The 15,997-nt window shown below is 42.6% G+C and carries 11 protein-coding genes; 8 read left to right on the top strand and 3 right to left on the bottom strand.

Translation table 11 applies throughout. The features are described 5' to 3' along the window. The first annotated feature begins 153 nt into the window (after positions 1-153). Both ACWM1W_RS07770 and ACWM1W_RS07765 read left to right on the top strand, forming a co-directional pair. Entirely contained in the window at positions 154-357 is a 204-nt protein-coding gene (locus ACWM1W_RS07770; RefSeq protein ID WP_208462514.1) for a hypothetical protein, read from the top strand. Positions 358-837: 480 nt separating this feature from the next. Next, a complete protein-coding gene (locus ACWM1W_RS07765; protein WP_375725469.1) occupies positions 838-3,045 on the top strand; it encodes a TonB-dependent receptor family protein in 2,208 nt (735 codons plus the stop codon). A 67-nt stretch (positions 3,046-3,112) separates the two neighbouring features. Here ACWM1W_RS07765 and ACWM1W_RS07760 read toward each other — a convergent pair whose 3' ends face one another. Further along, positions 3,113-3,721 (bottom strand): MarC family protein, encoded by a 609-nt coding sequence (locus ACWM1W_RS07760; RefSeq protein ID WP_312309992.1) that lies wholly within the window; start codon positions 3,719-3,721, stop codon positions 3,113-3,115. A gap of 28 nt (positions 3,722-3,749) precedes the next feature. After that, entirely contained in the window at positions 3,750-5,786 is a 2,037-nt protein-coding gene (locus ACWM1W_RS07755) for a choline transporter (RefSeq protein WP_034705245.1), read from the bottom strand. 270 nt (positions 5,787-6,056) lie between these two features. On the opposite strand from ACWM1W_RS07755, the gene betI reads away from it, so the two are divergent. The 5 genes from betI (at position 6,057) to ACWM1W_RS07730 (ending at position 13,252) form a co-directional block, all read left to right on the top strand. Then, positions 6,057-6,635 carry a transcriptional regulator BetI gene (gene betI, locus ACWM1W_RS07750; RefSeq protein ID WP_034171039.1) on the top strand — a complete coding sequence of 193 codons (579 nt, stop codon included), beginning with the start codon at positions 6,057-6,059 and terminating at the stop codon, positions 6,633-6,635. Positions 6,636-6,656: 21 nt separating this feature from the next. Continuing rightward, positions 6,657-8,132, top strand: a complete 1,476-nt coding sequence (gene betB / locus ACWM1W_RS07745) for a betaine-aldehyde dehydrogenase (RefSeq protein WP_004785680.1) — start codon at positions 6,657-6,659, stop codon at positions 8,130-8,132. A 10-nt stretch (positions 8,133-8,142) separates the two neighbouring features. Then, a complete protein-coding gene (gene betA, locus ACWM1W_RS07740) occupies positions 8,143-9,798 on the top strand; it encodes a choline dehydrogenase (protein ID WP_034171040.1) in 1,656 nt (551 codons plus the stop codon). Positions 9,799-9,927: 129 nt separating this feature from the next. Further along, entirely contained in the window at positions 9,928-10,698 is a 771-nt protein-coding gene (locus ACWM1W_RS07735; RefSeq protein ID WP_375725468.1) for a TorF family putative porin, read from the top strand. A gap of 355 nt (positions 10,699-11,053) precedes the next feature. Continuing rightward, positions 11,054-13,252, top strand: a complete 2,199-nt coding sequence (locus tag ACWM1W_RS07730) for an OsmC domain/YcaO domain-containing protein (protein ID WP_375725467.1) — start codon at positions 11,054-11,056, stop codon at positions 13,250-13,252. Positions 13,253-13,414: 162 nt separating this feature from the next. Here the strand turns inward: ACWM1W_RS07730 and ACWM1W_RS07725 are convergent, their stop codons facing one another. Beyond that, the gene (locus ACWM1W_RS07725) at positions 13,415-14,251 is read right to left on the bottom strand and encodes an IclR family transcriptional regulator (protein WP_004785687.1); all 837 of its coding nucleotides are present in this window, start codon (positions 14,249-14,251) and stop codon (positions 13,415-13,417) included. A gap of 568 nt (positions 14,252-14,819) precedes the next feature. On the opposite strand from ACWM1W_RS07725, the gene ACWM1W_RS07720 reads away from it, so the two are divergent. After that, positions 14,820-15,974, top strand: coding sequence for an acyl-CoA dehydrogenase family protein (locus tag ACWM1W_RS07720; protein WP_034171043.1), 1,155 nt, complete (start codon positions 14,820-14,822; stop codon positions 15,972-15,974). Positions 15,975-15,997 lie beyond the last annotated feature (23 nt).

Below are 15,997 nucleotides of genomic sequence, written 5' to 3'. Positions count from 1 at the left end.
TTTAAGGCAATAAAGAATATAAAATTTATTGCTTAGATCAATTTTAATTTCATCAAGATGATCGGGAAAAATAAAAAATCAAATATAGATAAAAATATTGGAATAATAATTGCTTATTTTTAATCCACTATAAAATAAAAAGGTGGAATAGACATGAAATTACATCTTATACCATCCCTGCTAGTAGTAATGAGCAGTCTTTTGATGGCGGGTAATGTGATGGCAGAAGACGGTGGTTTACGCTTTACCGAGAAAACTCTGGCCAAAGTGGCAGAAATGAAAACCAAGAAAAAATCAGCCGAAACCCAGCAAGCTGCACCATTACAAGCGCAAGTAATCGAAAATGCCTCTAAATAACGATAGCCAAAATACATGAAGAAACTCTCCAGCAGGAGGGTTTCTTTTTTGACTGAAATTTATAGGCCATAGTTCAAAAAATAAGAATTCTATTTTCTAGTTATAACTTAGATTTTGGTTTAGAAACCTGTCTACTAAACTGATCTTTATGAATCAGAATATTGTTTATATCCTTAAAATTTTTAATTTAAATCACTTTTTGCCAACTCGAATGAGATGGTTACAAGAAAAAAATACATATCTATAAATTACAAATACTTAATAAATTAGATATCAGAACTTGTTTGAATCTATCTGCGATCTTGCAAAGTACTGACAGATTATTTGTATAGAATAAATTAAAATATTGCCGCACCAGTCAGATATTTTGGCAGAAAATATCTGCTTAATTTTGCATGCTTCATTTATGCTACAGCTTAAATTTTAAGCCAAGTCCTAAAGTAGATCAGGATCACTTATACAGGATTGTATAAATTCGCCATGAATATGACAAAAATTCCTCTCAAGAAAAATCCGCTTAGCCTGATGATACTGTCGGCATTTTCAGGCCATCTTTATGCTGAAACTACGCTAGCACAGGATAGTGTTCAGCAGCTGGACACTATTGTGGTGACCACTGAGCAAAATACAAATTCTCAGAAACAGACTGAGGCCGAACTTGCCAGCGTTTCGGGAGGAACCAACTTTATTTCAGATCAGCAGTTAGAACATCAGCGTCTGGGAACCACTGCTGACGTCTTCCGTCTCCAGCCCGGTATTTATGCCCAATCGCCGGGCAATGAAGGAGCCAAAATTTCTATCCGTGGTTCTGGCATTAACCGTACTTCTGGTGCACATGCATCCGGAACTTATGTCATGATCGATGATATTCCCTTTACCGGACCGGGTGGTACAGCTTATGAACTACTTGAGCCATGGTGGATTGATCATGTTGGGGTGTACCGTGGTGCCAATGGTTTAAAACAGGGCGGATTGTCCTTAGGTGGAACAGTTAACTATAAAAGTAAGACTGGTGCAGAGCAGAATGGCTCTGAATTAAAATATGAAACGGGTAGCCATGGCTATCAAAAGTACCAGTTTAGTACTGGCCGACAACTCGACAAGTTAGATTATTATCTCGCAGTGACAGGTTCACAGTTTGACGGGATTCAGGATCATGCCGAAGGTGATGGCAAAGGCCTGGCTTTTAATCTGGGTTATCAGATCAGTCCGGATATTGAGACCCGCTTTTATGCCCGTTACCGTGAAAGCAAACACTTAACGCCGGGACGCATTACCCAGGAACAGCTCAAGAATAATCCTGAAGCGGCTGACACTAATTTCGTAACTATTGATGCCAAACGGATTCAGCCGGGCAGTACCTGGCTGGCAAATACCACCACCTGGAACTTGCAGGATGATGCCAAACTGACCGGTAGTCTGGCTTATCATCATTATCCACTAGATTTACGTGAAAGTACCTATCGTACTAATGTCGATTATGAAGATATTAGTGCACGGATTCAGTATGAAAAGCCTTATCAGTTGTTCGGTCTTGAACATCAAGGACGAGTTGCTTTTCGAAGTACCACGCACCGTCCAAACAGTGGGGTTACCGAAAGTTTAAGAACTGATCGGGTTATAAACGGGGACGAGTATCCAGCAGGTACCGTAACACGCCGTTATACCTATCGTGGTTCAGATAACGTTCTGCAATTTGATCAGGAAACTACATTAAATGATCAGTTCAAATTAGATCTGGGACTGGCAGCCGTGTATACCCATCGGGAAAGTGAAGTGACTCATGCAAATATTATTCACGACCCAAATTTAGGTCCTGATGTAGATCCTAAAGTCAGTCGTTATGAATGGAATTTTGTACCAAGACTTGGATTGACCTATCAGCCAAATGACTCTGTGCAATGGTTTGCCAATTTAAGCCGGAGCATTGAACCGGCACATCCTTGGGCAATGGCTTGGTCTTCACCTTATTACTATTCTAAAGACAGTGGAGCTGCATCAAATCGAGTACGTGCGCCAATCTATTTAGACACGCAAACCGCCAATAGTTTTGAACTGGGGGGGCTTGGACAATCGGGCTTTGGAGACTGGGCACTGAGCTACTATTATTCCAAGATTAAAAAGGAGCTATTGTCTTCTGAAATGATTAAAAATTACGGGAATGATTCTGATTCTAATACTTCAGAGGAAAGAATTAGTGTAGAAGCAAATGCCACGCCAACGATTCATCAAGGGGTGGAACTAAGTCTGGATACACCATTGTATGCATCACAGCAGGGTGAACTTCGCCTACGACAGGCTTATACCTTGAGTGATTTCCAATATAAAAACGATCCTTTATTTGGCAAAAACCAGCTGCCGGGAATTCCAAAACACCTTTATCAGGCGCAGCTCAGTTATGCCTTGAATAATGGTTTTTATGTGGGGTTAAATACTGAATACGCATCGAAGATGGCACATGATTATGCCAATAGCCGCTTTAGTGATGATTATCAGATTTGGGGTATTGATCTGGGATATGTGCCAGAAGATCAGTCATGGAGTGCCTGGGTTAACTTCAAGAACATCACCGATGAGAAATATGCAGCAGTGGTGATTCCAGGTCTTAATGATAATGGGAAAGATGAAGCACGATCTTCACCAGGTGAAGGTTTCTCGACCTATGCAGGTGTGTCGTTTAAATTTTAAAATCATCATTTCATAAAAAAAGCGGGCATTTTTGCCCGCTTTTTTTATCCTGTCAGCTTGTATAAAACTAACCTTCCAGAATTCCACTGACACCTGTCACAATCATATCAATGGCAATAGTACCGATTAGTAACGCTGCGACACGACCAACGATATCGACATAAAGGTCAATATAATTAGAATATTTGTGCTGCATATGATCATGCAGATACTTCATCAGGATCAGTAAGCTACAGGTTAAAAATAAAGTGAAAAAGATCACCAGAATGGTTTGCATTAAACTGAGCTGAATCCCGGTAATCACGGAAGCCGAAATGGTGCCGGGACCGATCATAAACGGCATGGCAATCGTACCCGCCAGATGACTGGGCGCTCCACGCATCACACCAATCGTATCAGCACCTTCAAAGACATAACGATAGCCAATCACCAGAAAAATAATACCGCCAAAAATCTGGAAGGACTCAAACCGTACATGCAAGACTTCATTAAAGAAGGCTTCACCGGTTTTTGCAAAAATGATGAACACAATAAAGCTGATCAGACTGCCCTGAATCAATGCCATGTTGAATACTTTTGCGTCGGAATTACGGATAATTCCGAGCATATAAATACTCATCAGAAAAGGGTTGAGCAGGGAGAAAAACAGGGCAAATGCATTCAAACTTTCTGACATCATTCAGTCCTTCCGTAGTTGAGATATCCTAGATTTCACGGTCCGGGAACAGCGGACGTTTACCTGGGCTGATCCGGTTAATATGCAGATACATCATATGGCGTTCATATTTATCCAGGATGTCATTGATCACCTGTTCCTTACTATAACCGACCAGATCGTTGCCCTGAGAGCCTTCAAACAGATAACTTTCCAGACGATAGTAATAACGTTTGGTTCGTTTACCCCGTGAACTGAAATTTGGCGTGTCATAGCGTACTGGCCATATTTCATAGACAAAGTTTTCTTCTTCATCGAGCTGAATGGTCAGATCCAGGTGATACAGTTCAGGTTCTTCCTCAAGCGATTTTTCCTGAATATTTACTTGAATGCCTTTGTCAATTAACTCGGTTGCAACGGCCTCAATGGCTGGTTTGCAAACATTATCCAGCATGGTTCGGGTCTGGGACAGGCTTGGATGCAGCATGACCCGGCTCAGACGCTTCTTCCAGTTCAGGATATCCACATTACCGACCACAGGCGCAGCATTCAGACTGGTACTGGCCTGCCGAAAATCCTCCAGACGCAAGGACTTATACAGTCCGGCCATCACAAAGAAAATCACGAAACTAAAAGGCAGACCCATAATAATCGTGGTGTTCTGTAATGCTGTCACTCCATTCGCCATGAGCATTGCCAAAGTTAGCAAACCGATAGCAATGGCCCAGAACACACTCAGCCAGCGCGGTGAATCATGCTCAATATTAGTGAATTTAGTGGTGAAGTTCCCCAATACCAATGCCCCTGAATCCGCTGAAGTCACATAGAACAGCAAACCTGTAATGGTGGCGACACCTGCGAGAAATGTGAAACCTGGATACTGTGCCAGCAGATCATAAAAACCATGGGCTGGATTTTCTAAAACAGTTGTCGCAAGCTGAGTATTACCATCAAAAATCACACTGTATAAAGCACTGTTACCGAAAATAGACAACCAAGTGAGGGTAAATAACAGAGGAATAACCAAAGTCCCGGTGACAAATTCACGAATAGTACGACCACGGGAAATACGTGCCAGGAACAGACCAACAAAAGGTGACCAGGCAATCCACCATGCCCAGAAGAACAGGGTCCAGCTATTCATCCATTCTTTAGGCTGCTCAAAAGGAAAACTGCTTAAAGAGAGTTTCGGGAACTGGCTGAGATAATCACCAAAATTCTGAATTAGAGCCGCTAATAAAAACTCTGTATTTCCCATAAAGAGAATAAAGAGCAGCAACCCGATTGATACATAGATATTAATTTCAGACAGAACCCGAATACCTTTATTGACACCCGCAGTGACTGAAATAATAGTAATAATGACTGCAACACCAATTAATGCAGTTTGAATCCAGATATTTTCCGGCAAGCCAAACAGTACATGCAGACCGTAATTTAGCTGAACCACACCGATACCGCAGGTGGTGGCAATACCAAAAATCGTACCGAGTACTGCAGCGGTATCTACCGTATGGCCAATCGGGCCATTAATTCTTTTTCCAAAAATAGGATAAAGCGCAGAGCGAATTGTCAGTGGTAAATTATACCGATAACTGAAATATCCCAACGCAACCCCAATCAGCGCGTACATGCTCCAGCCGGTCAGACCATAGTGAAACAGGGTCCAGACCATAGACTGACGCGCGGCTTCAAAGGTTTCAGCTTCACCGACTGGAGGGCTCATATAATGAGACAAGGGTTCAGCGACCGAGAAGAACATCAAGTCAATCCCGATCCCGGCTGAGAACAACATGGCCGACCAGCTCAGCAGGCTGAATTCGGGTTTAGAATGTTTGGGACCAAGCTTGATTTCGCCATAACGTGAGCAGGCGATAAAGACAATAAAAACCAGATACAGCGTTGCCGCCAGCAGGTAATACCAGCTAAAGGTACTACTGACCCAGTTTAAAATATTAATAATGACTAGATTGGCTTGTTCATTAAATAAAATCGTGATGATAGAAAACAACAGAATAAGCGTCGCCGAACAATAGAAGACTACCTTATTCAGACTATCTTGCACCTCTTCGTTTTTCTTTTGCATAAATCTCTGACCATCGTTTTGTTGCCGAATGATCTACAGTGCAGTGTGATTTAAAAGCAAAAGCTGGCCCTAAAGCTTCCTTGTTTTCGTGAATTACAAACTTTTGCAAATCCAAAACAAACTGCGCTGTACATCAAGGGTGAGCTGGTACTATAATTTTTATTAATTGAACGTTCAATTAAAAAAGCGTTTAGGAATTGTTACATCATTCCGCTATTTGCTTTAGCAGAGTGATTTTGTATTGCTACATCCGTTATTCAGGTTAGTCCTATGCCAAAAGTTGGTATGCAACCGATCCGTCGTCAGCAACTGATCGATGCCACCTTAGCTGCAGTGAATGAGCTAGGTTTTGCAGAAGCTTCAATTAGTCAGATTGCTCAGAGGGCAGGTGTCTCAACAGGCATCATAAGTCATTATTTTCAAGGTAAAAATGGGTTAATTGAAGCCACAATGCGTTACTTATTGCAGCAATTAGGTAAATCTGTTGCTGAAATCAAGTCACAGGTGAATGACGCCCCTGAACAACGCTTACTGGCAATTGTGCGTGGCAATTTTACTGCTCCACAAACGGATAAAGCGGCCATGAAGGTGTGGTTGGCTTTTTGGACCAGCAGTCTGCATCAGCCCGATTTACATCGTTTACAGCAAATAAACCATTACCGCTTACATTCCAATCTTAAATATGAATTCATGAAAAAGCTGAGTAAGGATCAAGCTGAGAAGGCAGCACAAGGTCTGGCTGCACTCATTGATGGATTCTGGCTAAGAGGTGCTTTAGTAAGTGGCGAAATTGATCCAGAACTGCCGATTGAACTGTGTAGTGAATATATCCGGCAACAACTCAAATAACCAATCTGCGAGGGAATTCCATTGACAACATTCAAACTGCAACGTCCTTATATTCATGGACAATATGTCGATGCAACGTCCAATAGCACGTTTCAAACTATTAATCCTGCAACAGGCGAAGTCCTGGCTGAAGTGCAGGTCTGTTCAAAAAATGATATCGATCGTGCGGTTGAATCTGCACAACAAGGGCAAAAAGTCTGGGCAGAAATGACCGCGATTCAACGCTCGCGCATCTTGAACAAGGCAGTCGCCATTTTACGCGAGCGTAACGATGAACTGGCAAAATTAGAAAGCTTGGACAGCGGTAAAGCCTTTAGTGAAACATCAACTGTTGATATTACGACAGGTGCAGATGTACTCGAATATTATGCGGGAATTCTACCGGTTCTTGAAGGCCAGCAAATCCCGCTGAGAAGCAGTTCCTTTGTCTATACTCGCCGTGAACCTTTGGGGGTTGTCGCTGGAATTGGCGCATGGAATTATCCGATTCAGATCGCATTGTGGAAATCTGCACCGGCACTCGCTGCAGGCAATGCCATGATTTTCAAAGCCAGTGAAGTTACGCCTTTAACTGCGCTGAAACTGGCAGAAATTTATACCGAAGCCGGTGTGCCGCATGGTGTCTTTAATGTGGTTACCGGTAGTGGTGAAATTGGGGGTTATCTAACTTCGCATCCCGATATTGCCAAAGTGTCTTTTACCGGTGGCGTTTCTACCGGTAAAAAAGTCATGGCGCAAGCTGCAAATTCTAGCCTGAAAGAAGTTACCATGGAGCTGGGCGGTAAGTCTCCGCTGATTATCTGTGAAGATGCCGATCTGGATCTGGCGGCTGATATTGCCATGATGGCCAACTTCTATAGCTCCGGTCAGGTGTGTACCAACGGTACTCGTGTATTTGTGCCTTTGGCATTGAAAGCAGCATTTGAAGAAAAAATTTTACAGCGTGTTGAACATATTCGTATGGGTGACCCTCTCGATCCTGAAACCAATTTCGGTCCTGTGTCCAGCTTTGAGCATATGGAAAAAGTGCTGGGCTATATTGAAAAAGGCAAGATAGAAGGGGCACGCCTATTATGTGGTGGCGGTCGTGCTGAGGATGAACAGTTTGTCCAAGGGGCTTATGTCCTGCCAACCGTATTTACCGACTGTCGTGATGACATGACCATTGTACGTGAAGAAATCTTCGGTCCAGTCATGAGTATTCTCAGTTATGACACTGAGCAAGAAGCGATTCGTCGTGCCAATGATACCGATTATGGTCTGGCTGCAGGTGTCGTCACACCAGACTTAGCCCGTGCACACCGAATTATTCATCAGGTAGAAGCGGGTATCTGCTGGATCAATACCTGGGGTGAATCGCCTGCAGAAATGCCTGTCGGTGGTTATAAACATTCCGGTGTTGGACGTGAAAATGGGCTTGTGACCTTGCAGCATTACACCCAGACCAAATCGGTTCAGGTCGAACTCAGTCCTTTCCAATCTGTATTTAGCGCATAAGGGGGATTTGATGAATTACGACTATATTATTATCGGTGCGGGCTCTGCGGGTAATGTTCTGGCAGCGCGTTTAACTGAAGATCCAGATACTAAGGTGCTATTACTTGAGGCAGGTGGCCCGGACTATCGTCTGGATTTTAGAACCCAGATGCCGGCCGCTTTAGCTTATCCTTTACAAGGACGCCGTTATAACTGGGCCTATCTGACCGATCCAGAACCCCACATGAACAATCGCCGTATGGAATGCGGCCGTGGTAAAGGTCTGGGCGGATCTTCACTGATTAATGGCATGTGCTATATCCGTGGTAATGCTATGGATCTGGAACAGTGGGCCAGCCTTAAAGGTCTGGAACACTGGAACTATGCGCAGTGTCTACCCTATTACAAAAAAGCTGAAACCCGCGATATTGGCGGCAATGACTATCATGGCGATTCAGGCCCGGTTTCAGTCGCAACGCCTAAGAATGGTAATAATGAGCTGTTTCATGCTATGGTCGAAGCTGGGGTTCAAGCCGGTTATCCACGTACCGATGACTTGAATGGCTACCAACAGGAAGGCTTCGGGCCAATGGATCGTACTGTGACACCACAAGGTCGTCGCTCCAGTACGGCACGTGGTTATCTGGATATGGCCAAAGGCCGGGATAATCTCACCATTATTACCCATGCCATGACCAACCGAATTCTGTTTAATCGCAATAAGGCGATTGGCGTAGAATATTTTGAAGGTCAAAATACCTTACAGCCGATTCAGGTCTTTGCGGATCGTGAAGTTCTACTATGTGCAGGTGCAATTGCATCTCCACAAATCCTGCAACGCTCCGGTGTAGGTCCGGCTGAATTGTTAAAAAGTCTGGATATTCCGGTGGTTCAGGACCTGCCGGGTGTGGGTGAAAACCTGCAAGACCATCTGGAAATGTACTTACAATATAAGTGCAAAAAACCGGTCAGCTTATACCCAGCATTAAAATGGTATAACCAGCCCATGATTGGCGCAGAATGGCTATTCTTAGGTAAAGGAATTGGTGCCAGCAACCAGTTTGAAGCCGGTGGCTTTATCCGTTCTTCGGATGAGTTCGAATGGCCAAACATCCAGTATCACTTCCTGCCAGTGGCGATCAATTACAATGGAACTAATGCTATCCATGAGCACGGCTTCCAGGCCCATGTCGGTTCTATGCGTTCACCATCTCGTGGTCGAGTCCGTTTGAAATCCAAAGATCCGTTCGAGCATCCAAGTATTCTGTTCAACTATATGAGTACCGAACAGGACTGGCGTGAATTCCGGGATGCCATCCGCATTACCCGTGAAATTATGCATCAGCCCGCCCTGGATCCATATCGTGGTGAAGAAATCAGTCCGGGCAAAAATCTGCAAACTGATGCAGAAATTGATGAATTTGTTCGTAATCATGCAGAAACAGCGTATCATCCGTCCTGTAGCTGTAAAATGGGTGAGGATGATATGGCCGTTGTCGATGGTTATGGGCGTGTGCATGAGATGCAAGGCCTGCGTGTCATTGATGCTTCAATTATGCCGCTCATTATTACAGGCAACCTCAATGCAACCACGATCATGATGGCTGAAAAGCTTGCAGATCATATCTGTGGCAAGCAGGCATTACCTGCTTCTACAGCGCCTTTCTACCGGGCCCCACGCGCTTAAGTCATGGCTATATTCCTGTTGCTTGTTGCATCAAGGAATATAGCGGAATTTATTTTTACCCAAAGCTGGATAAGAGGCTGTAATCGGTTTCAGTGTTATCCATTCTTTGCTTAATATAATTTATATTTTATGAGAATTTTCAAACAAACAGTCCTTTTCGGCTGTGCTGCTGTTTCTAGTGTTTATTGTTTTGCAGACGATGCAGAAGCAAAAAAAATTGAAACCAGTGGAAACATCAGTGTAGTTTCTAAATACATCTCCCGTGGTCTGACCAATGCACCAGAAAATGATGACGTTGCCTTACAGGCAGCACTGAATCTGGCTTATGGTAATTTTTATGTCGGTTACTGGGGCTCAACCTTAGGGTATTCCTATCCGGAACTGGAAGGCAAGAAATCACATCGTCGTGATAAATTCGAACATGATTTTATCGTGGGCTATAACTATAGCAGTGAAAACTACGACTGGAATTTTTGGGATGCGACCTATTATTATCCGGGTGGCAGCCATACGACTTCAAATGAATTAGGTTTGAACGTAAGTCGTGCACTGAATGACAAGACTAGTGTTACAGCAGGTGTGTCGACCTATTTATATGATGTGGCTTATGCCAATCAGGGTGATACTTTTTATACCTTGGATTTAACCCATCAGATTAATGACAAGCTGGGTGCGCATGTCGGTGCAGCGGGTGGTTATTTTAATGATGAAGGCAAATATGAAGATAATGAGCTGGGTAATACGACAAAACAGCATGCTTTCCGTTATGCAACTGCCGGATTGAGTTATGAAGTTGTCCCGAAGTTGACCTTGTCTGGTGATTATATCTTTGGTGGTTATGACCGTTTTGGTGATAAACAGCGCGATCTCGCTGTGTTTGGTATTGGCTATGATTTTTAATTTGGATCTTGATCTGATTTAAAAAACGCATTTCCCAGTCCATAAAATCCGGCCCGGAACAGCAAGTATTAATAAAAACAGTCTGTTCCCGGCTTAAAGCCAGATTTTCTGAATATTTAATTAACAGATATTTTGATAAATCCACAGGAAATTCGAGCAAACATTATCAATTTCATAAAATGATTCTATAATAGCGCCCATTCTTACTCGAGCTTATCCTGAAACTAACTGGTTGAAGGTTTAACCCGGGTTATTATTATTTTTGAGTCAAATTCTCCTCCGTGATTCGGCTTGTATATTCAGATTTAGCATCTTATCTGTCCGTGGTGGCACATAAGAATATTTAGGTATCCACATGGAAATTAAGGTCAATTATCTCGATAATCTTCGTCAGGAAGCCAAGTTCGATGACTTCACGGTAATCGCCGATCAGCCGATCCGCTATAAAGGTGATGGTTCTGCGCCAGGTCCATTTGATTATTTTCTGGCATCTTCTGCGTTGTGTGCAGCTTATTTTGTTAAAGTTTATTGTGCAGCGCGTGACATTCCAACCGACAATATCCGTCTGTCTCAAAACAATATCGTCGATCCTGAAAACCGTTACAAACAGATTTTTAAAATTCAGGTCGAGCTACCGGCTGATATCTCTGAAAAAGACCGTCAGGGGATTTTGCGTTCGATCGACCGCTGTACCGTCAAAAAAGTGATTCAGACTGGTCCTGAATTTGTTATTGAAGAAGTTGAGAGCATTGATGCCGATGCGCAGGCTTTGTTGATGCCAAATCTGGCTTCAGACAGCCTAACCTGTATTCCGGGTAAAGACTTACCACTTGAAGAAACTATTGCCAATATGTCTGCGATTCTGGCAGGCCTCGGCATGAAAATTGAAATTGCGTCTTGGCGTAACATTGTACCGAATGTCTGGTCATTGCATATTCGTGATGCCCAGTCACCGATGTGCTTTACCAATGGTAAAGGTTCAACCAAGGAAAGTGCGCTGGCATCTGCACTGGGTGAATTTATCGAGCGTCTGAACTGTAATTTCTTCTATAATGACCAGTTCTGGGGTGAAGATATTGCCAATGCAGAATTTGTGCATTATCCGGATGAAAAATGGTTCCAGCCGGGTCCAAATGGTGAGTTGCCAGCAGAAGTTTTAGATGAACATACCCGTGAAATTTATGATCCTGAAGATGAGTTACTAGGCACTCATCTTTATGACACTAACTCGGGCAATAAAGCACGTGGTATCTGTTCATTGCCATTTGTACGTCAGTCTGATGGTGAAACTGTATATTTCCCATCGAATCTGATTGAAAACCTGTACCTCAGTAATGGTATGAGCGCGGGCAATACCTTAGCTGAAGCTCAAGTACAATGTTTGTCTGAGATTTTCGAACGTGCGGTTAAACGTGAAATTCTGGAAGGTGAGCTGGCACTGCCGGATGTACCTGAACACGTACTGGCAAAATATCCGAAAATTATTGAAGGTATTAAAGGCTTAGAAGAGCAAGGCTTCCCAGTACTGGTCAAAGATGCCTCTTTGGGCGGTCAGTTCCCGGTGATGTGCGTGACCTTGATGAACCCGCGTACGGGTGGTGTCTTTGCCTCATTCGGTGCACATCCAAACTTTGAAGTGGCTTTAGAGCGCAGTCTGACTGAACTGTTACAAGGTCGTAGTTTTGAAGGCCTGAATGATCTGCCAAAACCAACCTTCAGTTCAAATGCAGTCACTGAACCGAATAACTTTGTTGAGCACTTTATTGATTCAAGTGGTGTCGTATCTTGGCGTTTCTTCAGCGCAAAATCTGACTATGATTTTGTTGAGTGGGATTTCACCAATAATGGCCAAAACTCAAATGCCGATGAGGCACAGGAATTGTTTACCATTCTAGAAGAGATGGGCCATGAAGTTTATATGGCGGTCTATCAGCATTTAGGTGCAACCGCTTGTCGTATTCTGGTGCCGGGTTATTCTGAAATTTATCTGGTGGAAGATCTGGTTTGGGACAATACCAACAAGGCGCTGTTATATCGTGAAGATATTCTGAACCTGCATCGTCTGGATGATGAACAGCTAGAAGCTCTGGTTGAACGTCTGGAAGAAGCAGATGAAGATGATTACACCGAGATCCGTACCTTGATCGGGATTGAATTTGACGAAAATACCGAATGGGGTCAGCTGACCATTCTGGAACTTAAACTCCTGATCTATCTGGCTCTACAACAATTTGAAGAAGCTAAAGATCTGGTCGAACAGTTCTTGCAATACAATACCAATACCGTTGAACGTGGCCTGTTCTATCAATGCATGAATGTAGTGCTTGAAGTCATTCTGGATGATGAAATGGAACTGGAAGACTATGAACACAACTTCCGCCGTATGTTTGGCGATGCCCGTATGGATGCAGTCCTCGGTTCAGTAGAAGGTACAGTACGTTTCTACGGTTTAGCTGAAACCAATATGCAGCTTGAAGGTCTGGATCGTCATCTGCGTTTAATTGATAGCTACAAGAAACTCCATGCAGCGCGCGCCAAGTTTGTAGCAGCGTAATAAGTGAAGATGATTAGCTGACTTTACTGGTCTTTAAATCTTTAAAAAATAGCCCATCTTAGAATGGGCTATTTTTTTATATTGCTCTAACATTTTGCGAGTGTTTTAAAAAAGAAAAATAAAGGGCGATCATTGCCGCCCATTTAAATCTTAAATAACAGCTTAGATATTATTTAAAGTCAGAGAAATGTTATTGACCATATGAATCAGACGAGGACCGATTTCATTTTCCAGTTTTTCCTGATTGAGCAGATAGGTTGGTGCGCCGCAGTTAAAAGTCAAAATACCATGTTTAGGATGAATCAATGGCACTGCAACAGAGTTCACATCTTTGGCCCAATCACCGAGAGATAAGCAATAGCCATAATCCTGATAATCACGAATAGCACGTTCTAAATTACGCTTAATGGTTGGCCACTGATCTTCATTTCTTTTCTTGATGGCATCAAATAGATACTCACGTTCTTTAACTTCCATCGCAGCTAGGCAGGCACGGCCCATCGCACTACTATGAATAGGCAGGGTAGAGCCAACTGGACGACGCATGGTCAAAGTAGACTCTGTGTGAACGACTTCCAAATAAATCATGCTCAGACGATCACGGGTTGCCATGGCGACAGGCGCTTGAGCATAACGTGACATTTCTTCCATAAATGGATATGCCTGTGTACGTGCCGAAATATTGCTTAGCGCTGCATAACCCAGAGCCAATACACCAACGTCCAACAGGTATTTGGTCGTATTCGGTAACTGTTTTAGATAACCTAAAGAAACCAACGTGCTGGTGATCCGGGCAACAGTCGGTTTTGGCAGATTAGTTAGCTGTGCAATTTCCTGGTTGCCCAGTAATTGATTCGTTGCGGAAAAACATCTGAGAATTTCTAAACCACGTGCAATAGACGCGATAAATTGTGGGTTATTTTCTCTATGAATATGTGAAATCGGATCTAAACGGATCTCATCAAAATTAGGTATTTCGCCAGTTTTATTTTTTGTCATGGTCAGAGCAATTAAAGGTAAATTAATAAATATGATAGCAATTAAATTTCACGATACAAAATAAAACACTTCTATTAGTGATAAAAATAAATAAAAAAGTGCTCACTTTATCTGTATTTAAGTTAATTAGCGCTATTCAGCTAAAAACCATGCAGAATCTATAGGTTTTTGGGACCTGTAATGATTTTTAAGTATCTTTAGAAAATTTAAAGTTCACCAGATAAAATTTCAGGAAAATGGAGCCAATCAAAACGAGAATCATCAGCACAATTTAATTGAAACATTCTTATCTCGCTGCACTTTTATAGAATCAATTATGACCTGATTCAAATCATCTAACTCTTTTCTAAATCTACCAACAATCTAAAAATTTCGCATTGTGAAATAAAATTCTAACTAAAATTTTTAATTAAAGCTAGAAAAATTTGCTTTTTTGCTTAAAAAATAAAATTTTTAATAATTTTTCTTGCTCAAAATGAATTTTTATGATTATTTATTTCGTATTACGAAACTAAAATTAAAGGGTAAAGGAATTTACCCAGATGAACTAAATAACATGGAGATCCCTATGATTCGCGATCCGGAAATGCTTGAGCAACTTCTTTCGACTATTCGTAACTTTGTCAAAAATGAACTAGTCCCTTTAGAACATGAAGTTGAAGAAAGCAACGCGATTCCTGAGCGTATTGTCGAGCAGATGAAAGAATTGGGTCTGTTTGGCCTAACCATTCCAGAGGAATACGGCGGTTTAGGTATCACCATGGAAGAGGAAATTCTGGTCGCAATGGAATTAGGCCGTACATCGGCTGCATTCCGTTCTTTGATCGGGACCAATAACGGGATCGGTTCAAGCGGGATCGTGATTGACGGTACAGAAGAGCAAAAACAGAAATACCTGCCACGTTATGCGACTGGTGAAATCATTGGTTCATTCTGTTTAACTGAGCCGGATTCAGGTTCAGATGCAGCATCTTTAAAAACCAGCGCGGTTAAAGATGGCGATTACTATATTTTAAACGGTACCAAACGTTTTATTACCAATGCACCGCGTGCAACGACATTTACGGTGATGGCGCGTACCAATCCTGATATCAAAGGTGCAAGCGGCATTTCTGCATTCCTGGTAGAAGCGAATACACCGGGCCTAAGTCTGGGCAAAATTGATAAAAAAATGGGCCAACATGGTTCATACACTTGTGACGTGATTTTTGACAACTGTAAAGTTCATAAAGATCAGTTGATCGGTGGTGTTGAAGGCATTGGCTTTAAAACTGCAATGCGTGTTCTGGATAAAGGCCGTCTGCATATTGCTGGCTATAGCGTAGGTATGGCAGAGCGTATGCTGGAAGATGCTTTAAATTATGCAGTGGAACGTAAGCAGTTCGGTCAACCGATTGCGAATTTCCAGCTCATCCAAGGCATGCTGGCAGACTCTAAAGCTGAAATTTATGCAGCGAAATGTATGGTTCTAGATGCTGCCCGCCTGCGTGACGAAGGCAAGAATGTGACTACTGAATCTTCATGCGCGAAAATGTTTGCGACTGAAATGTGTGGCCGTGTAGCGGATCGCTGTCTGCAAATTCATGGTGGCGCGGGCTATATCAGTGAATATTCAATTGAACGTTTCTACCGTGATGTGCGTTTGTTCCGTCTGTATGAAGGTACAACTCAAATCCAGCAAATCATCATCGCACGTGAAATGATTAAACAAGCGACCGCGTAAGCAGCAGATTTTAGAATATTGGA

This window comes from Acinetobacter sp. TW_SC_4 (assembly GCF_054861205.1).
The sequence above is the reverse complement of the archived record's forward strand: the minus strand, read 5'-3'. Positions and strand labels throughout refer to the sequence as shown.

Bases quoted from the DNA above. Each gene is read 5' to 3' on its own strand.
- ACWM1W_RS07770 (WP_208462514.1), top strand. From the start codon at position 154: ATGAAATTACATCTTATACCATCCCTGCTAGTAGTAATGAGCAGTCTT.
- ACWM1W_RS07765 (WP_375725469.1), top strand. From the start codon at position 838: ATGAATATGACAAAAATTCCTCTCAAGAAAAATCCGCTTAGCCTGATG.
- ACWM1W_RS07760 (WP_312309992.1), bottom strand. From the start codon at position 3,721: ATGTCAGAAAGTTTGAATGCATTTGCCCTGTTTTTCTCCCTGCTCAAC.
- ACWM1W_RS07755 (WP_034705245.1), bottom strand. From the start codon at position 5,786: ATGCAAAAGAAAAACGAAGAGGTGCAAGATAGTCTGAATAAGGTAGTC.
- betI (WP_034171039.1), top strand. From the start codon at position 6,057: ATGCCAAAAGTTGGTATGCAACCGATCCGTCGTCAGCAACTGATCGAT.
- betA (WP_034171040.1), top strand. From the start codon at position 8,143: ATGAATTACGACTATATTATTATCGGTGCGGGCTCTGCGGGTAATGTT.
- ACWM1W_RS07735 (WP_375725468.1), top strand. From the start codon at position 9,928: ATGAGAATTTTCAAACAAACAGTCCTTTTCGGCTGTGCTGCTGTTTCT.
- ACWM1W_RS07730 (WP_375725467.1), top strand. From the start codon at position 11,054: ATGGAAATTAAGGTCAATTATCTCGATAATCTTCGTCAGGAAGCCAAG.
- ACWM1W_RS07725 (WP_004785687.1), bottom strand. From the start codon at position 14,251: ATGACAAAAAATAAAACTGGCGAAATACCTAATTTTGATGAGATCCGT.
- ACWM1W_RS07720 (WP_034171043.1), top strand. From the start codon at position 14,820: ATGATTCGCGATCCGGAAATGCTTGAGCAACTTCTTTCGACTATTCGT.